This window comes from Glaciecola nitratireducens FR1064 (assembly GCF_000226565.1).
Lineage (GTDB): Bacteria > Pseudomonadota > Gammaproteobacteria > Enterobacterales > Alteromonadaceae > Glaciecola > Glaciecola nitratireducens.
Window position 1 is genome coordinate 1,738,736 of record NC_016041.1, and the last position, 20,285, is coordinate 1,759,020.

14 protein-coding genes are annotated in these 20,285 nt (G+C 39.5%); 12 read left to right on the top strand and 2 right to left on the bottom strand.

Annotated features, from left to right (window positions below; all coding sequences use genetic code 11):
• Position 1 precedes the first annotated feature (1 nt).
• Entirely contained in the window at positions 2-964 is a 963-nt protein-coding gene (gene truB, locus GNIT_RS07520) for a tRNA pseudouridine(55) synthase TruB (RefSeq protein WP_014108573.1), read from the top strand.
• 115 nt (positions 965-1,079) lie between these two features.
• Positions 1,080-1,349: a 30S ribosomal protein S15 gene (rpsO, locus tag GNIT_RS07525; protein ID WP_014108574.1), complete on the top strand. Its 270-nt coding sequence runs from the start codon at positions 1,080-1,082 to the stop codon at positions 1,347-1,349.
• A 145-nt stretch (positions 1,350-1,494) separates the two neighbouring features.
• Here rpsO and GNIT_RS07530 read toward each other — a convergent pair whose 3' ends face one another.
• Positions 1,495-2,220: a coiled-coil domain-containing protein gene (locus tag GNIT_RS07530; protein ID WP_014108575.1), complete on the bottom strand. Its 726-nt coding sequence runs from the start codon at positions 2,218-2,220 to the stop codon at positions 1,495-1,497.
• A gap of 290 nt (positions 2,221-2,510) precedes the next feature.
• Here GNIT_RS07530 and GNIT_RS07535 point away from each other — a divergent pair, with 290 nt between their 5' ends.
• The 4 genes from GNIT_RS07535 to GNIT_RS18375 all read left to right on the top strand — a co-directional run bounded on the left by GNIT_RS07535 (position 2,511) and on the right by GNIT_RS18375 (position 8,322).
• Complete coding sequence (locus GNIT_RS07535; protein ID WP_238526951.1) at positions 2,511-4,862, top strand: sensor domain-containing protein; 2,352 nt, start codon at positions 2,511-2,513, stop codon at positions 4,860-4,862.
• Between the two features lie 233 nt (positions 4,863-5,095).
• Positions 5,096-6,109, top strand: coding sequence for a low-specificity L-threonine aldolase (gene ltaE / locus GNIT_RS07540; RefSeq protein ID WP_014108577.1), 1,014 nt, complete (start codon positions 5,096-5,098; stop codon positions 6,107-6,109).
• 66 nt (positions 6,110-6,175) lie between these two features.
• Entirely contained in the window at positions 6,176-7,039 is an 864-nt protein-coding gene (locus GNIT_RS07545; protein ID WP_014108578.1) for a DMT family transporter, read from the top strand.
• Positions 7,040-7,779: 740 nt separating this feature from the next.
• Positions 7,780-8,322 carry a PEP-CTERM sorting domain-containing protein gene (locus GNIT_RS18375; protein WP_014108580.1) on the top strand — a complete coding sequence of 181 codons (543 nt, stop codon included), beginning with the start codon at positions 7,780-7,782 and terminating at the stop codon, positions 8,320-8,322.
• Between the two features lie 137 nt (positions 8,323-8,459).
• Here GNIT_RS18375 and GNIT_RS18470 read toward each other — a convergent pair whose 3' ends face one another.
• On the bottom strand, positions 8,460-8,594 hold the full coding sequence (locus tag GNIT_RS18470) for a hypothetical protein (RefSeq protein ID WP_014108581.1): 135 nt from the start codon (positions 8,592-8,594) through the stop codon (positions 8,460-8,462).
• A gap of 1,026 nt (positions 8,595-9,620) precedes the next feature.
• Here GNIT_RS18470 and GNIT_RS07555 point away from each other — a divergent pair.
• From GNIT_RS07555 to GNIT_RS07580, 6 genes are all read left to right on the top strand, one after another.
• On the top strand, positions 9,621-9,908 hold the full coding sequence (locus tag GNIT_RS07555; RefSeq protein ID WP_014108582.1) for a hypothetical protein: 288 nt from the start codon (positions 9,621-9,623) through the stop codon (positions 9,906-9,908).
• A gap of 3 nt (positions 9,909-9,911) precedes the next feature.
• The gene (locus GNIT_RS07560) at positions 9,912-10,586 is read left to right on the top strand and encodes a hypothetical protein (RefSeq protein ID WP_014108583.1); all 675 of its coding nucleotides are present in this window, start codon (positions 9,912-9,914) and stop codon (positions 10,584-10,586) included.
• Between the two features lie 297 nt (positions 10,587-10,883).
• Positions 10,884-12,581, top strand: a complete 1,698-nt coding sequence (locus GNIT_RS07565; protein WP_014108585.1) for a DUF262 domain-containing protein — start codon at positions 10,884-10,886, stop codon at positions 12,579-12,581.
• A gap of 417 nt (positions 12,582-12,998) precedes the next feature.
• The gene (locus GNIT_RS07570) at positions 12,999-15,362 is read left to right on the top strand and encodes a type I restriction-modification system subunit M (protein ID WP_014108586.1); all 2,364 of its coding nucleotides are present in this window, start codon (positions 12,999-13,001) and stop codon (positions 15,360-15,362) included.
• Positions 15,362-16,738 (top strand): restriction endonuclease subunit S, encoded by a 1,377-nt coding sequence (locus GNIT_RS07575; RefSeq protein ID WP_014108587.1) that lies wholly within the window; start codon positions 15,362-15,364, stop codon positions 16,736-16,738. Before GNIT_RS07570 ends, GNIT_RS07575 begins: the two co-directional genes overlap by 1 nt.
• Before the next feature lie 4 nt (positions 16,739-16,742).
• Positions 16,743-20,006, top strand: a complete 3,264-nt coding sequence (locus GNIT_RS07580; protein WP_014108588.1) for a type I restriction endonuclease subunit R — start codon at positions 16,743-16,745, stop codon at positions 20,004-20,006.
• The last annotated feature ends 279 nt before the right edge of the window (positions 20,007-20,285 follow it).

Below are 20,285 nucleotides of genomic sequence, written 5' to 3' on the forward strand. Positions count from 1 at the left end.
CATGGCAAGAAGAAAAAAAGGCAGAGCGATTAATGGCGTCGTTCTTGTTGATAAATATACAGGCGAGTCATCAAATTTCATCTTACAGCAAGTAAAACGCTTATATGGCGCAGCAAAAGCAGGTCACACAGGCGCGCTCGACCCACTTGCAACTGGCATGCTGCCCATTTGCTTGGGAGAGGCGACAAAGTTTTCACAGTTTCTTTTAGACGCCGATAAAACTTACATCGTAACCGCAAAGCTAGGTGAACGAACCGACACTTCCGATTCTGATGGTGAGATTGTTGAAACAAAGCCAGTAAGCGCAACACTATCTGACATTGAAAGCGCTGTGAAGGCTTTTCGTGGCCCTATCAAACAGATCCCCTCTATGTTTTCTGCGCTTAAACATCAAGGTAAACCCTTGTATTTTTATGCTCGGCAGGGGATGGTCATTGAGCGGGAAGCTCGCGATATTACTATTCATTCTTTAGAGATATTGCGATTTGAAAATAACGAATTGGATATGCAAATAAGCTGTTCAAAAGGAACTTATATTCGCTCTCTCGTAGACGACCTTGGTCAGTCTTTAGGCTGCGGCGCACATGTCACAATGCTTCGCCGAACTAAAGTCGCAGATTATCCAACGGAAAATATGATTACGGTTGATGAGCTACAATCTCTGTCAGAGGATTTGACAATTGATAGAGAGTTTCGCGGGTTCGATAAATTGGATGAATTACTGTTACCAATGGATACAGCGGTCTCAAATCTTCCGAGTTTCGATGCCAAGGACGCGAGCATTGATCGATTTTTGCATGGGCAAGAGATACTAGAAGAAAATATATTTTCTAAAAGCGACCTAGTCAGGATTTATCGAGCCTCAGACAAGCGTTTTTATGGTATGGCAGAGGTTGACTCTGCTGGAAATTTACAACCCAAACGAGTGGTTGTTTATAAAGAAAGCTATTTTGGCGAAATCTGAGTCAAAGCACTTGTGTATTATTACTTCGCGGGTATAATACGCGCTCTTTTTGGCATGACTGAATTAGTGATCGGCGTGCTGTTGTTTAAACCATCTATCTATATTGGAGATAATCATGTCACTAACCACAGAAGAAATCGGTACTATCGTATCTGAATACGGAATTAAAGAAGGTGATACAGGTTCACCAGAAGTTCAAGTTGCATTGTTAACGCATAACATCAATAAGCTTCAGGGTCACTTTAAAGACCATAAGAAAGACCACCATTCACGTCGTGGTTTATTACGTATGGTTAGTCAGCGCAGAAAATTGCTTGATTATTTGAAAAGCAAGAACGTTGAGCGTTACCAAGATCTTATCAAGCGTTTAGGCCTACGTCGTTAATTCGACAGCCTAACGTTAGGTATAAAAAAAGCACCTTCGGGTGCTTTTTTTTATGCTTATAAAACGATTTTAGTGCCGGTAATCGCGACTAAGCTGAGGTGCTTGCTAGGTCGCAACATTAATGTCTGTTAAAAAGAGGTCGACTTCACACCGTTTTCTTTGCTATTTCTTGCAACAACGATTCTAAATCAGATATCTTTTCAAGCAGTGTTGAATTTTTTGCCTCCAAGCTTTTCACCTTATCGCTTAGCGATTTTATTTGCCCAGTTTGATTATTTACCTTTTCACCCGCTTGTTCAGCATTAACATTTGCTGTGAGGATATCGTTTGCCTGAGTCGACAGTTTTTCGTTTAGGCCATTTATGCGATTCAACATTTGCTGAACATCGGTTGCATTCTCTGAGAGCGACGCCTGCATGGTCTTTATATCAGATGCAAGATTACCTTTTGTACTTGCTAAGTCATTATTCAATGTCTTAATTTCTTCTTGATTACGTCTCCAAGCTGAAGCCCACAGCTTATCCATCTGACCCCATAACTCTTCAGTCTTTTGAGTCAACTCGGTAACCTTAACACTGAGTGCTACCGTTGAGTTGCCCATTTCTTCGTCAGTGGCGGAAAGTCGCTGCTCAAGAGATTTGAGTCTATTTTCAGTATTCTCAGCCAGTGCATTAGCCTGCTCTAATTTTGTGTATAGGAAAGCACAACCGACACAGGCGGCAATGGCGACAGCCAAAGCAATCGACGTGAATATATTCAAGCCTTTTGATGCGGCAGCAGGGGGTTGTGGCTCCGGAACTCTATTACCTAAAGGGCGACGTTCATCAACTTCGATGTTAATGGGGGCAAAATCTTTATCGTTTTGTGACATATACATGGTTTCTTATAGTGTTTAGCATCGGGTGATATGGTAAATCAAAATTTCAAACTAATCATGTTTAAATTCACTTCTAGCCCATAGTTTTAAAATAGATTCAAGGATTTATAGGTATACATTTAACGTGACATTAATGATTGAAAGGTATAGACAGCTATACTGCAATAACATATATTGCATTTTGAGCTCCTAAATTGTCGAATTATCATATGAAGTTGACCAGCAAAATATCGTTTACCCTAGGTGTTCGAACGCTTATTTTGGTACTACTGTTAGGTTTTGCTATGTCTTTTTTGCAAACCTACATCGATTTTAAAAATAGACGTGCAGAAGTTAATGCGTCAATCGAATCAATTATTGATGCGTCAAAAGATTCGGCAAATAATGCTGTTTGGAAGTTGGATAACGACTTAGCTGCATTAGTTATCAAAGGCTTAACCTATTTCAATCATTTTTCGTATGTTGCGATCCTAGACGAATGTGACAACGTGTTAGCTGAGTCAAACGAGAAAGAGCTTGAGCAAACGAATAAAGTCCTTTCATTCTTTCTTATTCCTGATTTTAGGGAAGTGACAGTACCTTTAATCCAAACTGATTCGTCACAAAATAGCTTCGCTGCCTCGGCCAATGAATCTGGCAAGATGGTTGTGAGGATAAATATCCATTCCTCGCTTAGTGACGTATATGACCGAGCGGTTAGAACGTTTATCATTTCACTCACCGGCTATATTGTCATTTCGTTCGCATTGGTTCTACTTTATCACTTTATGCTCGCCGCTCCTCTTATGCGCCTAGCCAGTCGCTTCGAAAGAGTCAATACTTCTTCGATAACGGAACAGTCTATTAGCAAACTCAAAGGCCACGAATCAGACGAATTCAGCAAAATTATTGATTCTGCTAATGCCTTACTTGGTCGAATAGCGTCAGGTCAAATTCTGCTTACTCAACGCAGTCAACGCTTTAGATTGATACTTGATACTGCACCAGCGGTTATTTACTCACTGGACAATAAAGGTAAATTTGTATTTGCGAATAAGGCGACTGCTTCTTTCTATGGCTATTCTATATTTGATCTAAAAGGGAAGTTAGCATCCGAAATCATCGAGCCAGTTGACTCATCTTTGATGAAAGTATTAAACAAGTTTTTAAGCGACAATGCGCGACAGATGAGTAAAGTCGTTGATGCTTACGATTCGCATAAAATGAAATGCGTGATGGAAATGTCATTTGTTAAGTTTCATACCTATGATGGGCAGAGTATTTTAGTCGTGGGTAATGACGTAACCAAACGCGTCGAAGCGGAAGAAAAAATTGAAAATTTAGCATATTGCGATTCACTTACTAATCTACCAAACCGTAACAAAGTGTATGAAAGGTTAAATGCTCAAGATGTAGCTGTCTCAAACAGTCAGTATCAGGTGGCTATACTCGCTGATTTAGATCAGTTTAAACGGATCAACGATACTTTGAGTCATAGTGTTGGCGATCAACTCATAGTGAAGCTATCAGAGCGACTTTCGACTGAATTCAAAGATATCGGTTTTGTCGCGCGCTTGGGTGCAGACGAATTTTTGCTTCTCAGTGAGCAGGTATCCAGCAACCGTGCAATAGCCAGCACGACAGCGTTTGAACTGGCGGAAAAGTTACGTAAGTGTGTAAATCGAGAAATCGATATTGGCTTGCATCGTTATAACTTGTCTGCAAGTTTAGGTGTGGTTGTCTTTAAACCTGGGTTTGAAACGGCTGATGAAATTCTGCAATATGCTGATACCGCTATGTATGAATCTAAAAAATCAGGCCGCAATTGTTCAACATTGTTCCAAGATGAGATGGCTACTGAAGCCGCTGAGTTGCTAAAATTAGAGCGCGACATTAGCTCCGCTATTTTTAAAGATGAATTCTTTTTTGTCTTACAACCACTTGTCTCTTCAGTGACAATGGAAGTGACATCCGCCGAGGCGCTGATTCGCTGGCAGCGCGATGACACAGTAGTGCCACCAAACCAATTCATTCCATTTCTTGAAGAAAGCGCACTGATTATTGATGTTGGCGAGAAAATGTTGTCTAAGGTCTGTGAGTTTTTGGCACAAATGAAATCCGAAAAGCGTTTGCCCAACTCGTTTAAAATTGCGGTTAATATAAGCGGAAAACAACTTTCTGAAGTTAATTTTATAGAGAAAGTTACTAATGTATTAAGAAAGTACCAGATTGCAGGGCACTATCTTGAATTTGAAATTACTGAAAGTGTCGCGTTAGATAATTTGAAAGACACGATTAAAAAGATAAATGAGTTAAAGCAAATTGGTATTAGCTTTAGTTTGGACGATTTTGGCACCGGATATAGTTCTTTGAGCCATTTAAAGGATCTACCGGTAGATAAACTCAAAATCGATCGCTCGTTTATTAACGACATTAACGTTGATAAACAAGACGAGAACCTTGTTAAATCAATCATTCAACTCGCTGTTAATTTGGGCATAGTTACGGTTGCCGAAGGTGTTGAAACTGTACAACAAGTTAACTGGTTGAAAGAAAATGGCAATATGTTGTTGCAGGGCTATTATTTTAGTCGCCCAATTTTACCCAACGATTTTATTGAAAAGTACCTAGCGCCAAGCACTGAGCCCTTAGAATAGATAAGTGTAGGCTTGTTAGATACGTCCACACTTGCCTTTGGTATATGCGCACGTAGGTGTCTAAATATTTTTATGAAGTATTAAAGTGTTATCACTACTTTCAAGGCGAGCACGCTTATTGTATTTCGATGGCACTCTGATAAGTTATGCTATTCCACAACAATCCCAAAACAACAATTTCAATGCTGCTATAGCCGTAAATAGCGCATTCAACATTTTAAATTGATTAATCTATGAAAACTATCGACTTACGCAGTGATACAGTCACTAAACCAACAGCAGCAATGAAACAAACAATGTTCGAAGCTGATGTTGGGGATGATGTATATGGTGAAGATCCCACCGTTAATTTCCTTGAAAACAAGGCCGCAGATTTACTGGGTAAAGAGGCTGCTCTTTTTTGTGCGAGTGGCACACAGAGTAACCTGATTGCTCTCATGGCGCACTGTGAACGCGGTGATGAATATATTGTTGGTCAAGATGCCCATACCTATAAATATGAGGCTGGCGGTGCGGCAGTGCTTGGCAGCATACAACCACAGCCAGTTTCACTTGAAGCTGATGGCACGCTCGACTTAGAAGCCGTCAGAAACGTCATTAAACCTGATGACTTTCATTTTGCTCAAACTAAATTACTTTGTTTGGAGAATACGATAGGCGGTAAAGTGCTGCCGCTTGCGTATATTGCCCAAGCAAAAAAATTAGTCGATGAACATCATTTAGCTTTTCACCTTGATGGAGCTCGCCTATTTAACGCAATGATATCGCAGGGAGTTGATGTAAAAGAAATTACGATGCCCTTCGACTCTATTTCAATTTGCTTATCGAAAGGTCTAGGTGCGCCTATTGGTTCAGTATTAGTTGCAAATTCAGCGATTATTGCTAAGGCCCGACGTATAAGAAAGATTTTGGGAGGTGGTATGCGCCAAGCGGGTATGCTCGCTGCGGCGGGTATTTATGCTTTAGATAACAACCTACAACGCCTCAATGACGACCACGCCAATGCAAAATTACTGGAGCAAGGTTTTTCTGCTATTGAGGGTATTACCCTGCATGGGCGCGCGCAGACCAATATGGTGTTTTTTAGTGCAGAAAAACAAAAACAGCTTGTCGATTTTCTTGCTGAAAAAAATATCATTATTAGTAATCGGAAGGTGATACGACTAGTATTCCACCTAGATGTCACGGCAGATGATGTCCAAAAAGTCATTGCTGCGGTTAACGAGTTTTATAGGACTAAGGTATGAACGCGTTGCTCCTAGTCCTTGCAAAATACCTGACATACCGCTTCAATTGATAAAAAGAGAACAACGATGAGTTTGGCTATTCAAGCAGCTTTATGGATGCTGGGAGCTATCTTCAGTTTTACGACGATGGCGATTGCTGGGCGCGAACTCAGTGCTGGCTTTGATACCTTTGAGATCATGCTATACCGGTCAGCCATTGCCTTGCTGATTGTATTGGTATTAATATATACGACCGAAACCTACCGCAAGATAGGTACAAGTGCATGGCGCACGCATTTGATCCGAAATATCTTCCACTTCACCGGCCAGAATCTGTGGTTTTATGCCTTGGCCGTTATTCCATTGGCACAGGTCTTTGCGTTTGAATTTACTACACCACTTTGGGTTATTTTGTTATCGCCATTGTTATTGGGGGAGCGTTTTACAACGATAAGACTTGTCTCTGCACTTATGGGCTTTATCGGTATTCTAATTGTTGCGCGACCGGATATCGAAAGTCTGCATCCAGGGGTTTTGGCTGCGGCAGCTTGCGCAATTTTCTTCGCGCTTACCTATGTGTCTACAAAACGCCTGACTCGGACTGAGAGTATTTCAGCGATCATGCTTTACCTTTGTGCTTTGCAACTCATCTTTGGTCTAGTTTCAGCGGGATTCGATGGCGTGATTGCTCTCCCTGATATTGTTGATTTACCTCTGCTCGCATTACTCGCTGTCTGCGGCTTATTAGCGCACTTTTGTATCACAAAGGCACTGACGTTAGCACCTGCAACGGTTGTTGCCCCGTTTGATTTTGTGCGTCTGCCGATAATTGCAGTCGCGGGCATGTTGATCTATGACGAGTCGATTGATATTTATGTTTTTGTTGGTGCCAGCATCATTTTTGCGGGAAACTATCTCAATATCTGGTTTGAAATGCGCAAAAAAGATTGAATTAGCCACTTACGTAATGAGCACAAGCTACTGTTCATTAGCTGTATTGCAATGCCTGCTAGCAAATTAAATAATGCCCTATGTGGTCTTACATTAATTAACACTGATCCCTTTATTTTTTTGAGGAAATCTGTAGGGATTTCAAGATGAAAAAAAAGCCCTTAAAAATAGGGGCTTTAATCGAATTGGTGGAGCTGGCGTCCACGTTATAAGTGGTTTAAGTGTTTGTTTTATATGATTAATATTTTCCCGTTAAAAGGCTGGGGCCGCAAATAGGGTCACATCAATTATTTTCGGCTTTGTTCTGATTTCTCTATTAATTGGTTGATTATTAAACAGATTGCTTAAGATACTAATTATTCCTTGGTTCTCATATACATTTCGTTCTTGCACTTTCATCATATAAACATGAAAAGCATTTATCAATCCAATATCAGGAACAATCTTATTAGGTGACTTTGCTGTGTTCGGCTTTCAATCTTTGTTGATGATATTAGCGGGGTGGTTTTATATCTGAAATTATATTGCGGCTATAGCATTATAGATTCATAGCTGTATGAAAATTAAACGTTTTAATGTCAGTTTCTTTTACATATTTTGTTGCTTGAGATTTAACTTGCACTTATGTTATTGATATTTATAGATAAAAATTATTGGCATAATTAGTGCTAAGTAAATTTTAAGTAATTTAAATAACAACAAGCCTGACAATACAGGTCTATTAGAGAAAAGAGAAATTTATGAAATTTAAAATGTTAAAAGCGACTTTTGCTGCGATGATATTAATGGCTAGTGGGTTCGCCAATGCGGCATTGATTTATTCTGATGAGACGTCAATCACAGCGAGTGGTCAGTCTTTTAGTGATTCTGTTACCTTGTCAGAATTGTATGAGAACGTAGTTTTAAACTTTGTCGCAAAGGGTGATTTTGGAAGTAACCGTTTAGTTGAAACCATATCCTTTTCTATTGATGGGGTGAATCTTTTGGTTTGGACTTGGGACACTCCAGGCATAACCGTGGTATCGAATTTCGATAATTACGACGTCACAATGAGCGGAACGATTAGCATTTCACAGCTGCTATGGAGCACTTTAGCATCAGATGATGTCTTGAATTTCGTATGGCAAAATAGTCAAGCGGTTAATCCGTATCCAACGCAAGGTGGTTCTGATTTTGTTAGTTTTAGTTTAACGGGTGATATTGTTGAAACTCCAGAACCTTCAACACTAGCTATCTTAGCGTTGGGCTTGATTGGTTTAGGCGCACGTCGTTTCAAAAAGTAAGCTTAATAAAATTTCTGAAAGCATCTTCCATTCGGTAGGTGCTTTTTTTATGTCTGTTTCCAATAGGTCACCATACATATTACATTTAAGCGTAGTTAGTTATTCTATTAAGCCTTTTAAACATAAAACGTGATTAACTAATTTTCTTCGTAATACTCATTCGACAACTCTGTTAATACTTGGTCGACTTCTTCACCAATGATCAGCTTTATTTTATCTTCGTTAGTTTCACCAACAATAATAGGCGCGAGTCTTTGTGCTAACTGTCTCATTTGTTGTCTTATGGTTATGTAGTCATTAGCGATAACTTTCATCACAGCTTCAACTTTGACAACTTCACTTCGCGCTTTTGCCGCTTCAATTTCGGCTATTGCTGTTTCTGCAGCTAGCTTACGTTGCTTTAGTTCGTTTGAGTCAACTTATTAGGCCTAGTAGTTTTTTTCGTTATGTCCATTTCATTCTAAAAAATAGTGGATTATTTCAGGCAAAAAAAGGCTGATAAATCAGCCTTTTTTATTTCGATTGGTGGAGCTGGCGGGAACCTATTTAAATAATTAAATTTCTGATTTAAAAGATAATTAATAAAATAAAAGTATTTTTGTACCACTACCTGTGCCACTAAAAATAAAAGTAATCCTTAAATCTCAGAGCTGCTAATTTTTGAAATTAACGTTCAAAAAAAATTTGTTCTAAAAAAGTAACTAGGTCTAAATAAGATGCAAGCTAACTCTTAGAGAGTTCTATAAAAACATTAGAATTTGCGGTGACAGTGGGGCGAGTTAACCAAATTGTGAGATTTACCGATTAAATTCACAGTTAGAAGTGACCGTTAAATATTAATTCAACAAATGATATTCCAGTTCTTGAGTGAAACTGTCTCCCGTATTTAAGAAAATAAGCACTGACCGCATTTTTAGTTAGCCTATTTTTCGCATATGGTATGAAAAACACATAGTTAGCAATTTCTTAAGTAATTTGATAAAACTATATAAATTATCAGTTTGAGCGTGTCTGCATCAGCATCGTTTGCTATTTAGGCACTATTAAATTGTTATACCTAATTTGGATTGTTTTCCCGTTTCAGGCTTATCAATAATTTGAAAATTTAAAAGGACTAAATAATGCGCAGTGAGTTTGATCATTTATATAAGGAAATAATGGATTCATATGAAAATACTAGGAAATCACCTCCAGATCAGCGATTTGCATATATCAAGACAAGAAAAACTATTTCAGTAATCGTCCACGAGCATGTTGAAATATAGAACGAATCTAGAGTTTTCGTTCGTAATGATGCCATGCACTTTTTAATAATCAATTTACATCAATTAGTCGCACTCCCATTGAGCATGGCAGGAATGTTAAATACAGAAGTCGTTCACCAACTTCGTGCCGATAGTGAATCTATATTTAGTGAAGCGATTCGTATATCTAAAAAGAAGCACGAAGTTAGAGAAAAACCTCAAACTTACGGGCTCGACCATCAAGAAGTCTCTCTGACTCTTACCGGGGGAGATATGATCAAAGCGGTTGCCAATATTTATGACGATCTTAAACTGAGTCAAATAAAACTTTGGGGGGGGTAAGTAATGGCATTGAATGAAGATAACAGAGCCGCTTCAGGGTTAATGACAAATTTGAGCGGTTTTATTATCACAGCTAACTTATCCATGTTGGCTGTTCAAGGTGCATCATATGCTTTTGTTGCGAATGAAAGCGAACAAACGTCCTTAGGATACAATGTTCTTTCCGTTTTAGCATTCTGTTGTTTTGTTGTCAGCATAATTGTCGGTGGTAAGGGGATCACGGAGACAGCTGTAGCTTTGGCTAAAAGCTCATGGACAATCAAAACTGCAACTAAAAAATTTAACTTTCAAGCTATTGTGAGTTTTTTTGGGGTTGTACTTTTTCTGGTAGCATCAATTTTTTTTACAGAAAAGCATGATGATAACGAAAACATTAACAGAGACCTTCTAATTGAGGTGTCTACTATAAACAGGAACCTAAATGAGCTGACTGAGGCTATTAAAAACGATCCAAAAGACCTTATTAAAAATGTTAAAGGTCAAATCGAATTGCTTCAAAAAGATTTAAGCGGTTTAGAATATAAACTTTTTAATAATATGCCTAGTCAAATCTGTAAAGTAATAGACGCAAAGGTCGATGGTGGGAAGCTATTTTGTCCAGATGGTTTTGCATTGAAAGGCGCAGAGAAACATTCGAGTAAAAACGGTACTCTTGACAAAATAATATGCTGTAAATAAATGTTGTCAATATAGCAAGTTACTAAACACTACAACGAGTTACAATTGAATTATCATGGCATCAAGGTATAGCCCCAAGGGTCAATTTTTGTGTTTGTGCTATACACTTGTGACCCTTTTAAAACTGTTGCTGTTGCCAAAGAAGTTAGCATCAATTTGGATGGAAGATTGGTAACATCGAGATAGAGCGTTTTCATCATAGTTAGTATTCTTAAAGGTTGAGAAGTTAGCGTTGATATTCTTTTAATAGAGAAGTTATTGTAGTTAGAAACTATTAGTTTAAACGGGAAGTAATTAATGTCAGGGAATTTATTAGCGACAAATACAGTAAGCCTTTCAGACTTGTTAAGCGGTGAGAAACGATTTGAAGTTCCGTTATATCAGCGGGATTATTCTTGGACTCAGGAGCACTGGGAAGACCTCTGGAACGATATACTAGATATATCACAAGATTTTGATACCAAACATTATATGGGTTCTTTGGTATTGCAACAGGATCAAGAACGAAAATATAAGATAATTGACGGGCAGCAGCGGATTACAACTCTAAGTATTTTTGTAGTCGCGGTACTTTCGATACTTAATGACCTAATAGACCAAGATAACGAAGCAAATGACAACAAACGCAGAGCAAAAATTATTAGAGAAAGATTTATCGGAGATGAAGACCCCACAAGCCTCAGATACTCTAGTAAACTAAGCCTAAATAACAACAATAAAGATATTTACGAAAGGTTTTTGATTCAACTAGACACTCCTCGAAATCTTCGAGGGATTAATGCTTCTTCCAAACTCATTTTAAAATGCAAAGATTATTTCAAAGAAAAGATAGTTACCTATGCCCAGTCAGAATTGACGGGCGAGTACGTGGTAGATTTTTTGACTAATCAAGTTGCAAGAAAACTAATATTTATTCAAATCGAAGTAGAAGATGAGTTGTCAGCATATACTGTTTTCGAAACTCTCAATGCTAGAGGCGTTGAACTTAGTTCTTCGGATCTGTTAAAAAACTATTTATTTTCACTTCTTGTCTCAAGCACCGATCAAGACATAATTCAGAGGCAATGGGACAAAATTTGTTTCAATGTGAAAAGTGAAGATCTTCCGGACTTCCTAAGATACTACATCAACTCAACTGAAAGGTTTGTCAGGTCACATCAACTTTTCAAAAGAATTAAGGTGAACATCCAAACAGCTGCGAATGCTCAGAAATTCTTGAATGATTTGGAACAAGAATCTGAAGTGTTCAATGCGCTTAAAGATCCTTCTAGCGATTACTGGAGTGGGTATCCGGAAATTTCAAAATACCTGAAATCTATAAAAGTTTTTGGTGCTAAACAAATATATCCCTTGCTAATGGCGTGTGTAAGAAAATTTGCTAATAGTGAGGTTATTAGAGTCCTTAAACTCATTGAAGCGATACTTTTCAGATATAGCGTTATTGGAAAACTAAACCCAAATAGTCTTGAAAGCATTCTAAGCAAAGCAGCTGTTGGTGTTCATTCTGGTCAATTAACTACTCCAAGAGCTATATTTAACGAACTTAAAGACGTTTATGTAAATGATGGTGATTTCCTCCAATCGTTTAAGAAAGCAAGAATCGTAACAAAAAATAGAAAGAAAGTAGTGAGGTACATACTGTTTAAAATTGAAAACTCACTGCGTCAAACTGAACTGGATTGGGAGACCAACAGTGGAACTATTGAGCATATTTTACCTGAAAATCCGTCTGACAAATGGACAGAAGTTATCGCAACTAGAGACCATGAGGAATATATATATAGGTTAGGTAACTATTGTTTACTTTCACCTTCTGACAACAAAAGGGTTGGTAATGATTCGCTGTCTACTAAACAAAGTATATATCAGATGTCAGACTATCAACTCTCAAATGAGATTATTGACGAAATCTGGAATAAAGAATCAATTGAATGTCGCCAACAGATGTTGGCTGAAAGAGCTGTCGTTTTATGGAAGAGTGATTATTTGATTTAAGTCAAAGACGCCTATTAGTTAGCGACAGCAAAAAGTTTACTACTTCAGTAGAGATTCTGTTGAAAGGGTAACTCTAAACTATCGCCAACAGTAAGCTATTAACCCGAAGATGACTAATACTTGGAAAGAAGCGAATTGCCGAAAGAACAATTCATTTTTTAAACTCAATTAGCGAGAGGCTGTAATATTCAACTGAAAAAAATATCTTTCAACAATTAGCGTTAATAGCTCCAATTCTCCACAACAATATTTGACGCATGATCACTAAACCGCTAATTTAGATAGTACACGGATATAACAAGTAGAACAGGAAGTTCAAATCCTTCCTAGTAATCCACAATTATAATCAATAAGTACACATCATCAGTTATCTGAGCCGGTGCGGGATGTACCTTTGTTGTTCAAGGAAAGCATTACATGAGTGAAAACGGCAGTTCTCAAACCCCTAATAATTTGGCCGCATTTTGCTGGTCTATCGCAGATCTTCTCCGGGGTGATTTCAGGCAGAGCCAATATGGACGTATCATCCTTCCCTTTACCCTATTGCGTCGCCTCGAAGGCGTGTTAGAAAGCACTAAATTGCAAGTGCTTACTGAACTCGACAGAATTCAGACCATGAACCTACCTGAAGAAGCGCAGGAAAAACTCTTATTACGGGCCACTGATGGCTTGTCATTTTTTAATACCTCTAAGATGGATCTGTCTAAGCTGGGCGAGTCGGGCATCAAGGCTAACTTGCAAAGTTACATACAGTGCTTCTCTAAAGATGCTCGAGAAATCTTTGAGTACTTCAATTTCGCTGAATTTATAGGTCAGCTCAATGACGCTAACCTATTATATAAGGTAGTGCAGCGCGTCAGGCAAACTGACTTAAGCCCTAAAGCTATTTCTAATCACGATATGGGGCTTACTTTTGAAGAATTAATCCGCCGCTTTGCAGAAAGCTCAAACGATACGGCCGGTGAACACTTTACGCCGCGAGACATAGTGCGACTCACTACCTCATTGGTATTTATGGAAGATGACGAAGCCCTGACCAAACCTGGCATAATTCGCACTATATATGACCCCACCGCGGGTACAGGGGGCTTTTTGTCCTCTGGTATGGAGTATGTGCATGAACTGAACCCCAATGCAAAAATGGTGGCTTATGGGCAAGAGTTAAACCCTGAGAGTTACGCCATTTGTAAGGCCGACATGCTGATCAAGGGCCAGGAAGTGAATAACATAAAACTGGGTAACACTCTCTCGAACGATCAACTGTATAGCGACAAATTTGACTATATGTTAGCTAATCCGCCTTTTGGGGTAGACTGGAAAAAGATTGAACAAAGCATTAAAGACGAAAACAGCCTCAAAGGTTTTGATGGTCGTTTTGGTCCTGGTTTACCCCGAGTGTCTGATGGCTCGTTGTTGTTCCTATTGCACCTTATAAGTAAGTTACGTGACAGTGGCGCTGGTGATAGTGCTAGCGGCGGTGCTCGTATTGGAATTATCCTGAATGGCTCACCTTTGTTTACGGGTGGCGCTGGCTCTGGTGAGTCTGAAATTCGTCGTTATATACTCGAAGCTGATTTACTAGAAGCCATCGTCGCACTGCCCACGGACATGTTCTACAACACTGGCATTGCTACATATGTATGGGTTCTGTCGAATAAAAAAGCGACTGAACGAAAGGGTAAAGTACAGCTAATAAACGGCGTTAATTTGTGTGGTAAAATGCGCAAATCATTAGGCTCTAAGCGCAATGAAATGAGCGACGGTGATATTGCGACTATTACACGTACTTTTGGTGAGTTTGAAGTGGTTGACGCTAGAGAGCTAGACAAACCTGTAGAGCAAAAAAGTAAAAGAGGTCGTCAGTCAGCCAATACTAAAGCCGCAGTTGCTAAAACCTTCGCCAGTAAAATCTTTGCGACCCATGAATTTGGTTATCGCCGCATTACTATTGAACGCCCTTTGAGGGAGTCATATCAATTCAGCAACGAACGGATTGCCGAACTACGCTTTGCCGCTAAACCTTTCAACGCGCCGATGAAATGGATATATGAGCATTATGGGGCTTCATGGTCAGATGAACTTGATAACCACCACTATGGTCTGCTGCAAGAGGATGCCGTTGAAATTCGTGCTTACATCAAATCCTACTTCGTCGACTTGAAAGAAAAACAAATTAAAGACCTACTTGATAGCAAACTTTGGCTTCAGCAAAAGCACATCATGCTTAAAGCCAAACAACTGCAGAGTGCGATAGGTGATGCTCAGTGTGATGATATGAATACCTATGATGCGTTGATAAAAGCTACCTGTCAAAGTCAGGGCGCTGTTCTTGATACTAAGGAGAAGAAGCAGATTACTGACGCTGTTAGTTGGAAGAATCCAACTGCAGAAAAGGTTATTAAAAAGATCCATACAACCCAACCTAACCCTTTATATGGTTTGTTTGAAGTGCAATATAACGGCAGAACACAAGTGCTGGAATACAAAACAGATGGGGACCTGAGGGACAATGAAAACGTCGCATTAGACCCAAGCCAAGCAGTGAATGACTTGAACGAAGCCTACTTCCTAAAAGAAGTGCAGCCTCATGTGCCTGATGCCTGGATTGATGCGAGTAAGAAAGACACAAAAGATCAAGAGGTTGGCATTGTAGGCTACGAGATCCCGTTTAATCGCCATTTCTATCAATATCAGCCACCACGAGATTTAGCTAAGATAGATGCTGATTTGGATGCAGTCAGTACGGAGATCATGTCACTATTGCAAGAGGTGCATTCGTAATGCCATTTGAAAATAGGTATAGCGCTTATAAATACAGTGAATACTTTAATACAGATTTACCAGAATATTGGGAGGAGAAACGATTAGGTTATTTAGCAGATCAAGGACGCACAGCGTTCGTTGATGGCCCTTTCGGTTCTGACTTAAAAACAAATGACTACAAAGATAGTGGTGTTCCTTTAATACAGCTGAATAATATACGCGGTAGCAAACATCTCATGCAAAACATGAAGTTTGTTACTGAAGAAAAGAAACAGCAGCTAATTAGGCATTTGGCAATACCTGGCGAAATAGTTATTGCCAAAATGGCTGAGCCAGTTGCTCGATGCGCAATCGTTAATGATGAATATCCAGAGTATCTGATCGTAGCAGACTGTGTGAAACTTACTCCAAATATAGGACTGGTTGATTTGAGTTATTTGGTTTGGGCTATTAATAGTGAATGTGTCAAAGTCAATGCAGAGTTGGTTTCTACTGGTACAACAAGAATTCGTATAAATCTAGGTGAGCTTAAAAAGTTAAAGATACCTTATCCGTCTTTCGCCGAACAAAAAACTATCGCCAACTTCCTCGACCATGAAACTGCTAAAATCGACACCCTGATCGCCAAGCAACAACAACTAATTGCACTACTCAAAGAGAAGCGTCAGGCTGTTATCAGTCATGCCGTTACCAAAGGCCTTAATCCTAACGCCGCCATGCGCGAATCAGGCGTTGAGTGGTTAGGTGAAGTACCGAAGCATTGGGAATTACCAAAGTTGATTCATCATACATCCAGAATTGGTGATGGATTGCATTCAACACCAAAATATCAAGACAATACTGGGTATTATTTTGTAAATGGAAACAATTTAGTAAACGGCCATATTTGGGTGGGAGCGACTGCGAAAGAAGTACCTGAAGAAGAATATAAAAATCACTATGTTCATTTAGATGCAACCAGTGTATTGCTCTCGATTAACGGCACGATTGGTAATGTTGCTAGATATAATGATGAAAAAATAATATTGGGTAAGAGTGCCGCTTATATGAATTGTTCTGGTGATTTATTGCCTGAATATTTAATGCTTTACTTACAGAGTAGTCAGGCGCTTCGTTATTTTGATTTGGAAGTGACAGGAACTACGATCTTCAACTTGTCTCTGAACTCTATTCGACAAATGAAGGTTTGTATTCCACCTGAAGCGGAACAGCTGGAAATAGATGAGTATTGCCACCTTCAAAGGAACAAATACGGTACTCTTATAGAGAAAGCGAGCACTGCAATTACTCTAATGAAAGAGCGCCGCACAGCCCTCATCTCCGCTGCCGTTACCGGCAAGATTGATGTCAGAAATTGGCAACCTCCGCACAACACAAGTGACGCAAGGAAGTAACTTTATGAGTGTGTTATCAGGCAACGGTAAAGCCAACGAGTTTACCTTCCAAAACGATATGGTCAGGCAGTTGCTTACTAATGGTTGGCTGTTAGGTAAACCTGAGAAGTACAATCGCGAGTTGGCTTTATACCCTGAAGACCTATTAGGTTTTGTCAAAGAAACGCAAGACGAGCAATGGCAGAAGTTTAAGACGATATATCCCAATAACGCAGACCAGACATTCTTAGAGCGTGTTACCGCGCAGTTAAACAAAGCTGATCCTAATGCAGCAAATAAAGAGATGCGTACCTTTGGTACTCTGGGTGTGTTACGCCATGACCTGCGTGACCGCGGCACACGTTTTAGCCTCTGTCAGTTCAAACCAGAACATGACCTTAACCCAGATACACTAGCCGCTTATAAAGCCAACCGTTTACGGGTAGTCCCTGAATTGGTTTACAGTCCTTGGGCGACAGAAGAACATTTAGTAGAGACAGGTAAAAAGGCTAAGGCCTGGCGTATTGATCTGGTGTTGTTTGTTAATGGACTGCCGGTAGTCACACTAGAGTTGAAGTCTGAGTTTAAACAAGCTGTGCAAAATGCGATTAAGCAATATAAAACAACTCGCTTTGCAGTTGACCCAATAACTAGAAAACCTGAACCATTGTTAACTTTTAAACGTGGTGCATTAGTTCATTTTGCTGTAAGTCAATATGAAGTGTATATGGCTACGCGCCTAGAAGGCGATAACACCTATTTTTTACCGTTTAACAAAGGCACATCTGACGGCGCAGCCGGTAATGATGTGCCAGAAGATATAAACCAATACGCTACCGACTATCTCTGGAACGAAGTTTTATGTCCTGAAAACCTTTTGAATATATTGTCTCGCTTCGTCCACCTTCAGATTGAAGAGAAGGAAGATTGGGAAGGTCGCAAATATAAAAAAGAAACGATGATATTCCCTCGATACCATCAGTGGGATGTCGTAACCAAGTTAGTTGATGCTGCTTGCACCGAGGGTGCTGGTCATAAGTATTTAATTCAACATAGTGCTGGCTCAGGTAAATCTAATTCAATTGCATGGGTAGCCCATCAGTTATCAGCGTTAAGAGATGAAGAGGGTAATAAGAACTTTGATTCGGTCATCATTGTCACGGATAGGACGGTGTTAGATGATCAACTACAAGACACCATCTATCAGTTTGAACATACAGAAGGTGTAGTAGGGCGCATCAACAATAAAGAAGGTGACGGTTCTAAATCTGAGAAGCTAGCCAGTGCGCTAGAGAATTCACAACCTATTATCATTGTGACAATCCAGACATTTCCCCATGTATTAAAAGCGATTGAAAACAGTATTACCTTAAAAGAAAGAAAGTACGTTGTAATTGCTGATGAAGCCCACAGCTCTCAAACTGGCTCAACTGCAAGACAATTAAAAGAAGTCTTGATGGTTGATTCAACTGACCCAGATGGTGAATTAGGTACAGAAGACATCTTAGAGGCCGCTGTAGCCTCAAGGAGAGCCTCAACTAACCTAAGTTACTTGGCGTTTACTGCAACGCCCAAGACCAAGACTCTGGAACTATTTGGACGATTACCAAAGCCAGACGAAGCACCCTCAAAAACCAACCGGCCAGAAGCCTACCATGTCTATAGTATGCGCCAGGCGATAGAGGAGGGCTTTATACTCGATGTACTGAAGAACTATACCAACTATAAAGTTGCTTATAACTTAGCAATGAAAATAGAAGCTAGTGATGAAGAAGTTGAGAGCAAAAAGGCTAAAGTAAAGTTAAACCAATGGGTGCGGCTGCATGACTACAACATCAGTCAGAAAGTACAGGTTATCGTTGAGCACTTTAAAGACAATGTAATGGGTCTACTCGGTGGTCAAGCCAAGGCTATGGTCGTTACTGGTTCACGAAAAGAAGCCGTTCGTTACAAACTTGGATTTGACAAGTACATCATTGAGAAAGGTTATGACAAGTTATTTGCGATGGTAGCCTTTTCAGGTGAAGTTGAGTTTAGCGATAAAGATCCAAGCTCTGCTGGACTGTTAGGCGAGAAGTTTACTGAAACCAACATGAATCCATTTCTAAAAGGTCGTGATATGCGCAAGGCCTTTGATAGTGATGATTATCAAGTCATGATAGTTGCGAACAAGTTTCAAACCGGATTTGACCAAGCGAAGCTTTGTGCCATGTATGTTGATAAAAAGTTAGGCGGGGTAGAGTGTGTACAAACCTTATCAAGACTTAATAGAGTTTATCCTGGTAAGGCGCAAACGGGTACCTTTGTGCTGGATTTCTTCAATGACTCTGAAGACATCCTTGCTGCATTTCAGCCATACTTTCAGACGGCTGAATTAGATGATGTATCCGATCCTAATCTAATCTTTGAGTTGTTTGACAAGTTACGCATGGCATCTATTTTCACTTGGTCAGAGGTGGAGCAGTTCTGTGCAGCTTACTTTATTAAGAACAAAAGTAATGCAGCGATAGCGAATATTTGTAAGCCAGCTATAGAGCGTTGGTCGCAACGCTATAAGTCAGCTGTAGAGGCTTATAAACAAGCTAGAGACATGTTTGAGCGCACTAAGAAGACCAATGATGCTGTACTGATTGCAAACGCAGAGAATAGCTTTAAAGACTGCAAGAAAGAGAAGGATGCGCTAGAAATATTTAAGAAGGACCTAGGCACTTTCGTCAGATTCTATGAGTTCATGTCACAGATCGTTGACTACGACGATAAAGACTTAGAGAAACTCAGTTTATATGCTCGTAATCTAAGGCCAATGTTAAAAGAATCAGTGGTAGAAGAAGACGAGATTGATTTAAGTAACGTTGAGCTTAGCCACTACCGCTTATCTAAAATTAAACAACAGCATATCAAACTTCAGATAAATGAGCCTGAAGCTAAATTAGTCCCAGGTGAAGGCTTAGGCACAGCTAAACCAACTGATAAAAAATCAGAGTTTCTATCACAGCTTATAGGCCGCCTGAATGAACTGTTTATTGTGGACCAGTTAACTGAGCAGGATATGGTGAACTACGTCAATACCATCACTGACAAAGTGCGTGAAAATACTGCGGTAATGCAACAGATCAACAATAATAGTGAAGAACAAGCCATCCTTGGTGACTTTGCTAAGGCAGTCGATGATGCAGTTTTGGATAGCAGTGAGGCGCATCAAAATCAAATGATGCAGTTACTTTCAGACCCTGTCAGAGCGGCTGGATTTTCTAAGCTGGTGTTTGAGATGTTGAAGCTTGCAAAGTGAACTATAGTTTTTCGGTGCTGTTACGGGAACGCTCATTATTCAGCCAAAACACCTGATTAATCTGGATAATTTAAAATATCATAGAAAGATTTATGGGTATATTTAGGTTAAAATGCTGTCGGAAACTCATCGTTGCCGCTTGCTTATAGTGTTACCAATGTCGGTAGTCTGATTAATCAAGCAACAGCTAATACCGAGAACAACTCAAAGTGTTTGGGTTCATGATGGCCGTTCAGCTTCGTGTTAAAAAGTATTTATATAAAATACAAATGTACAAAA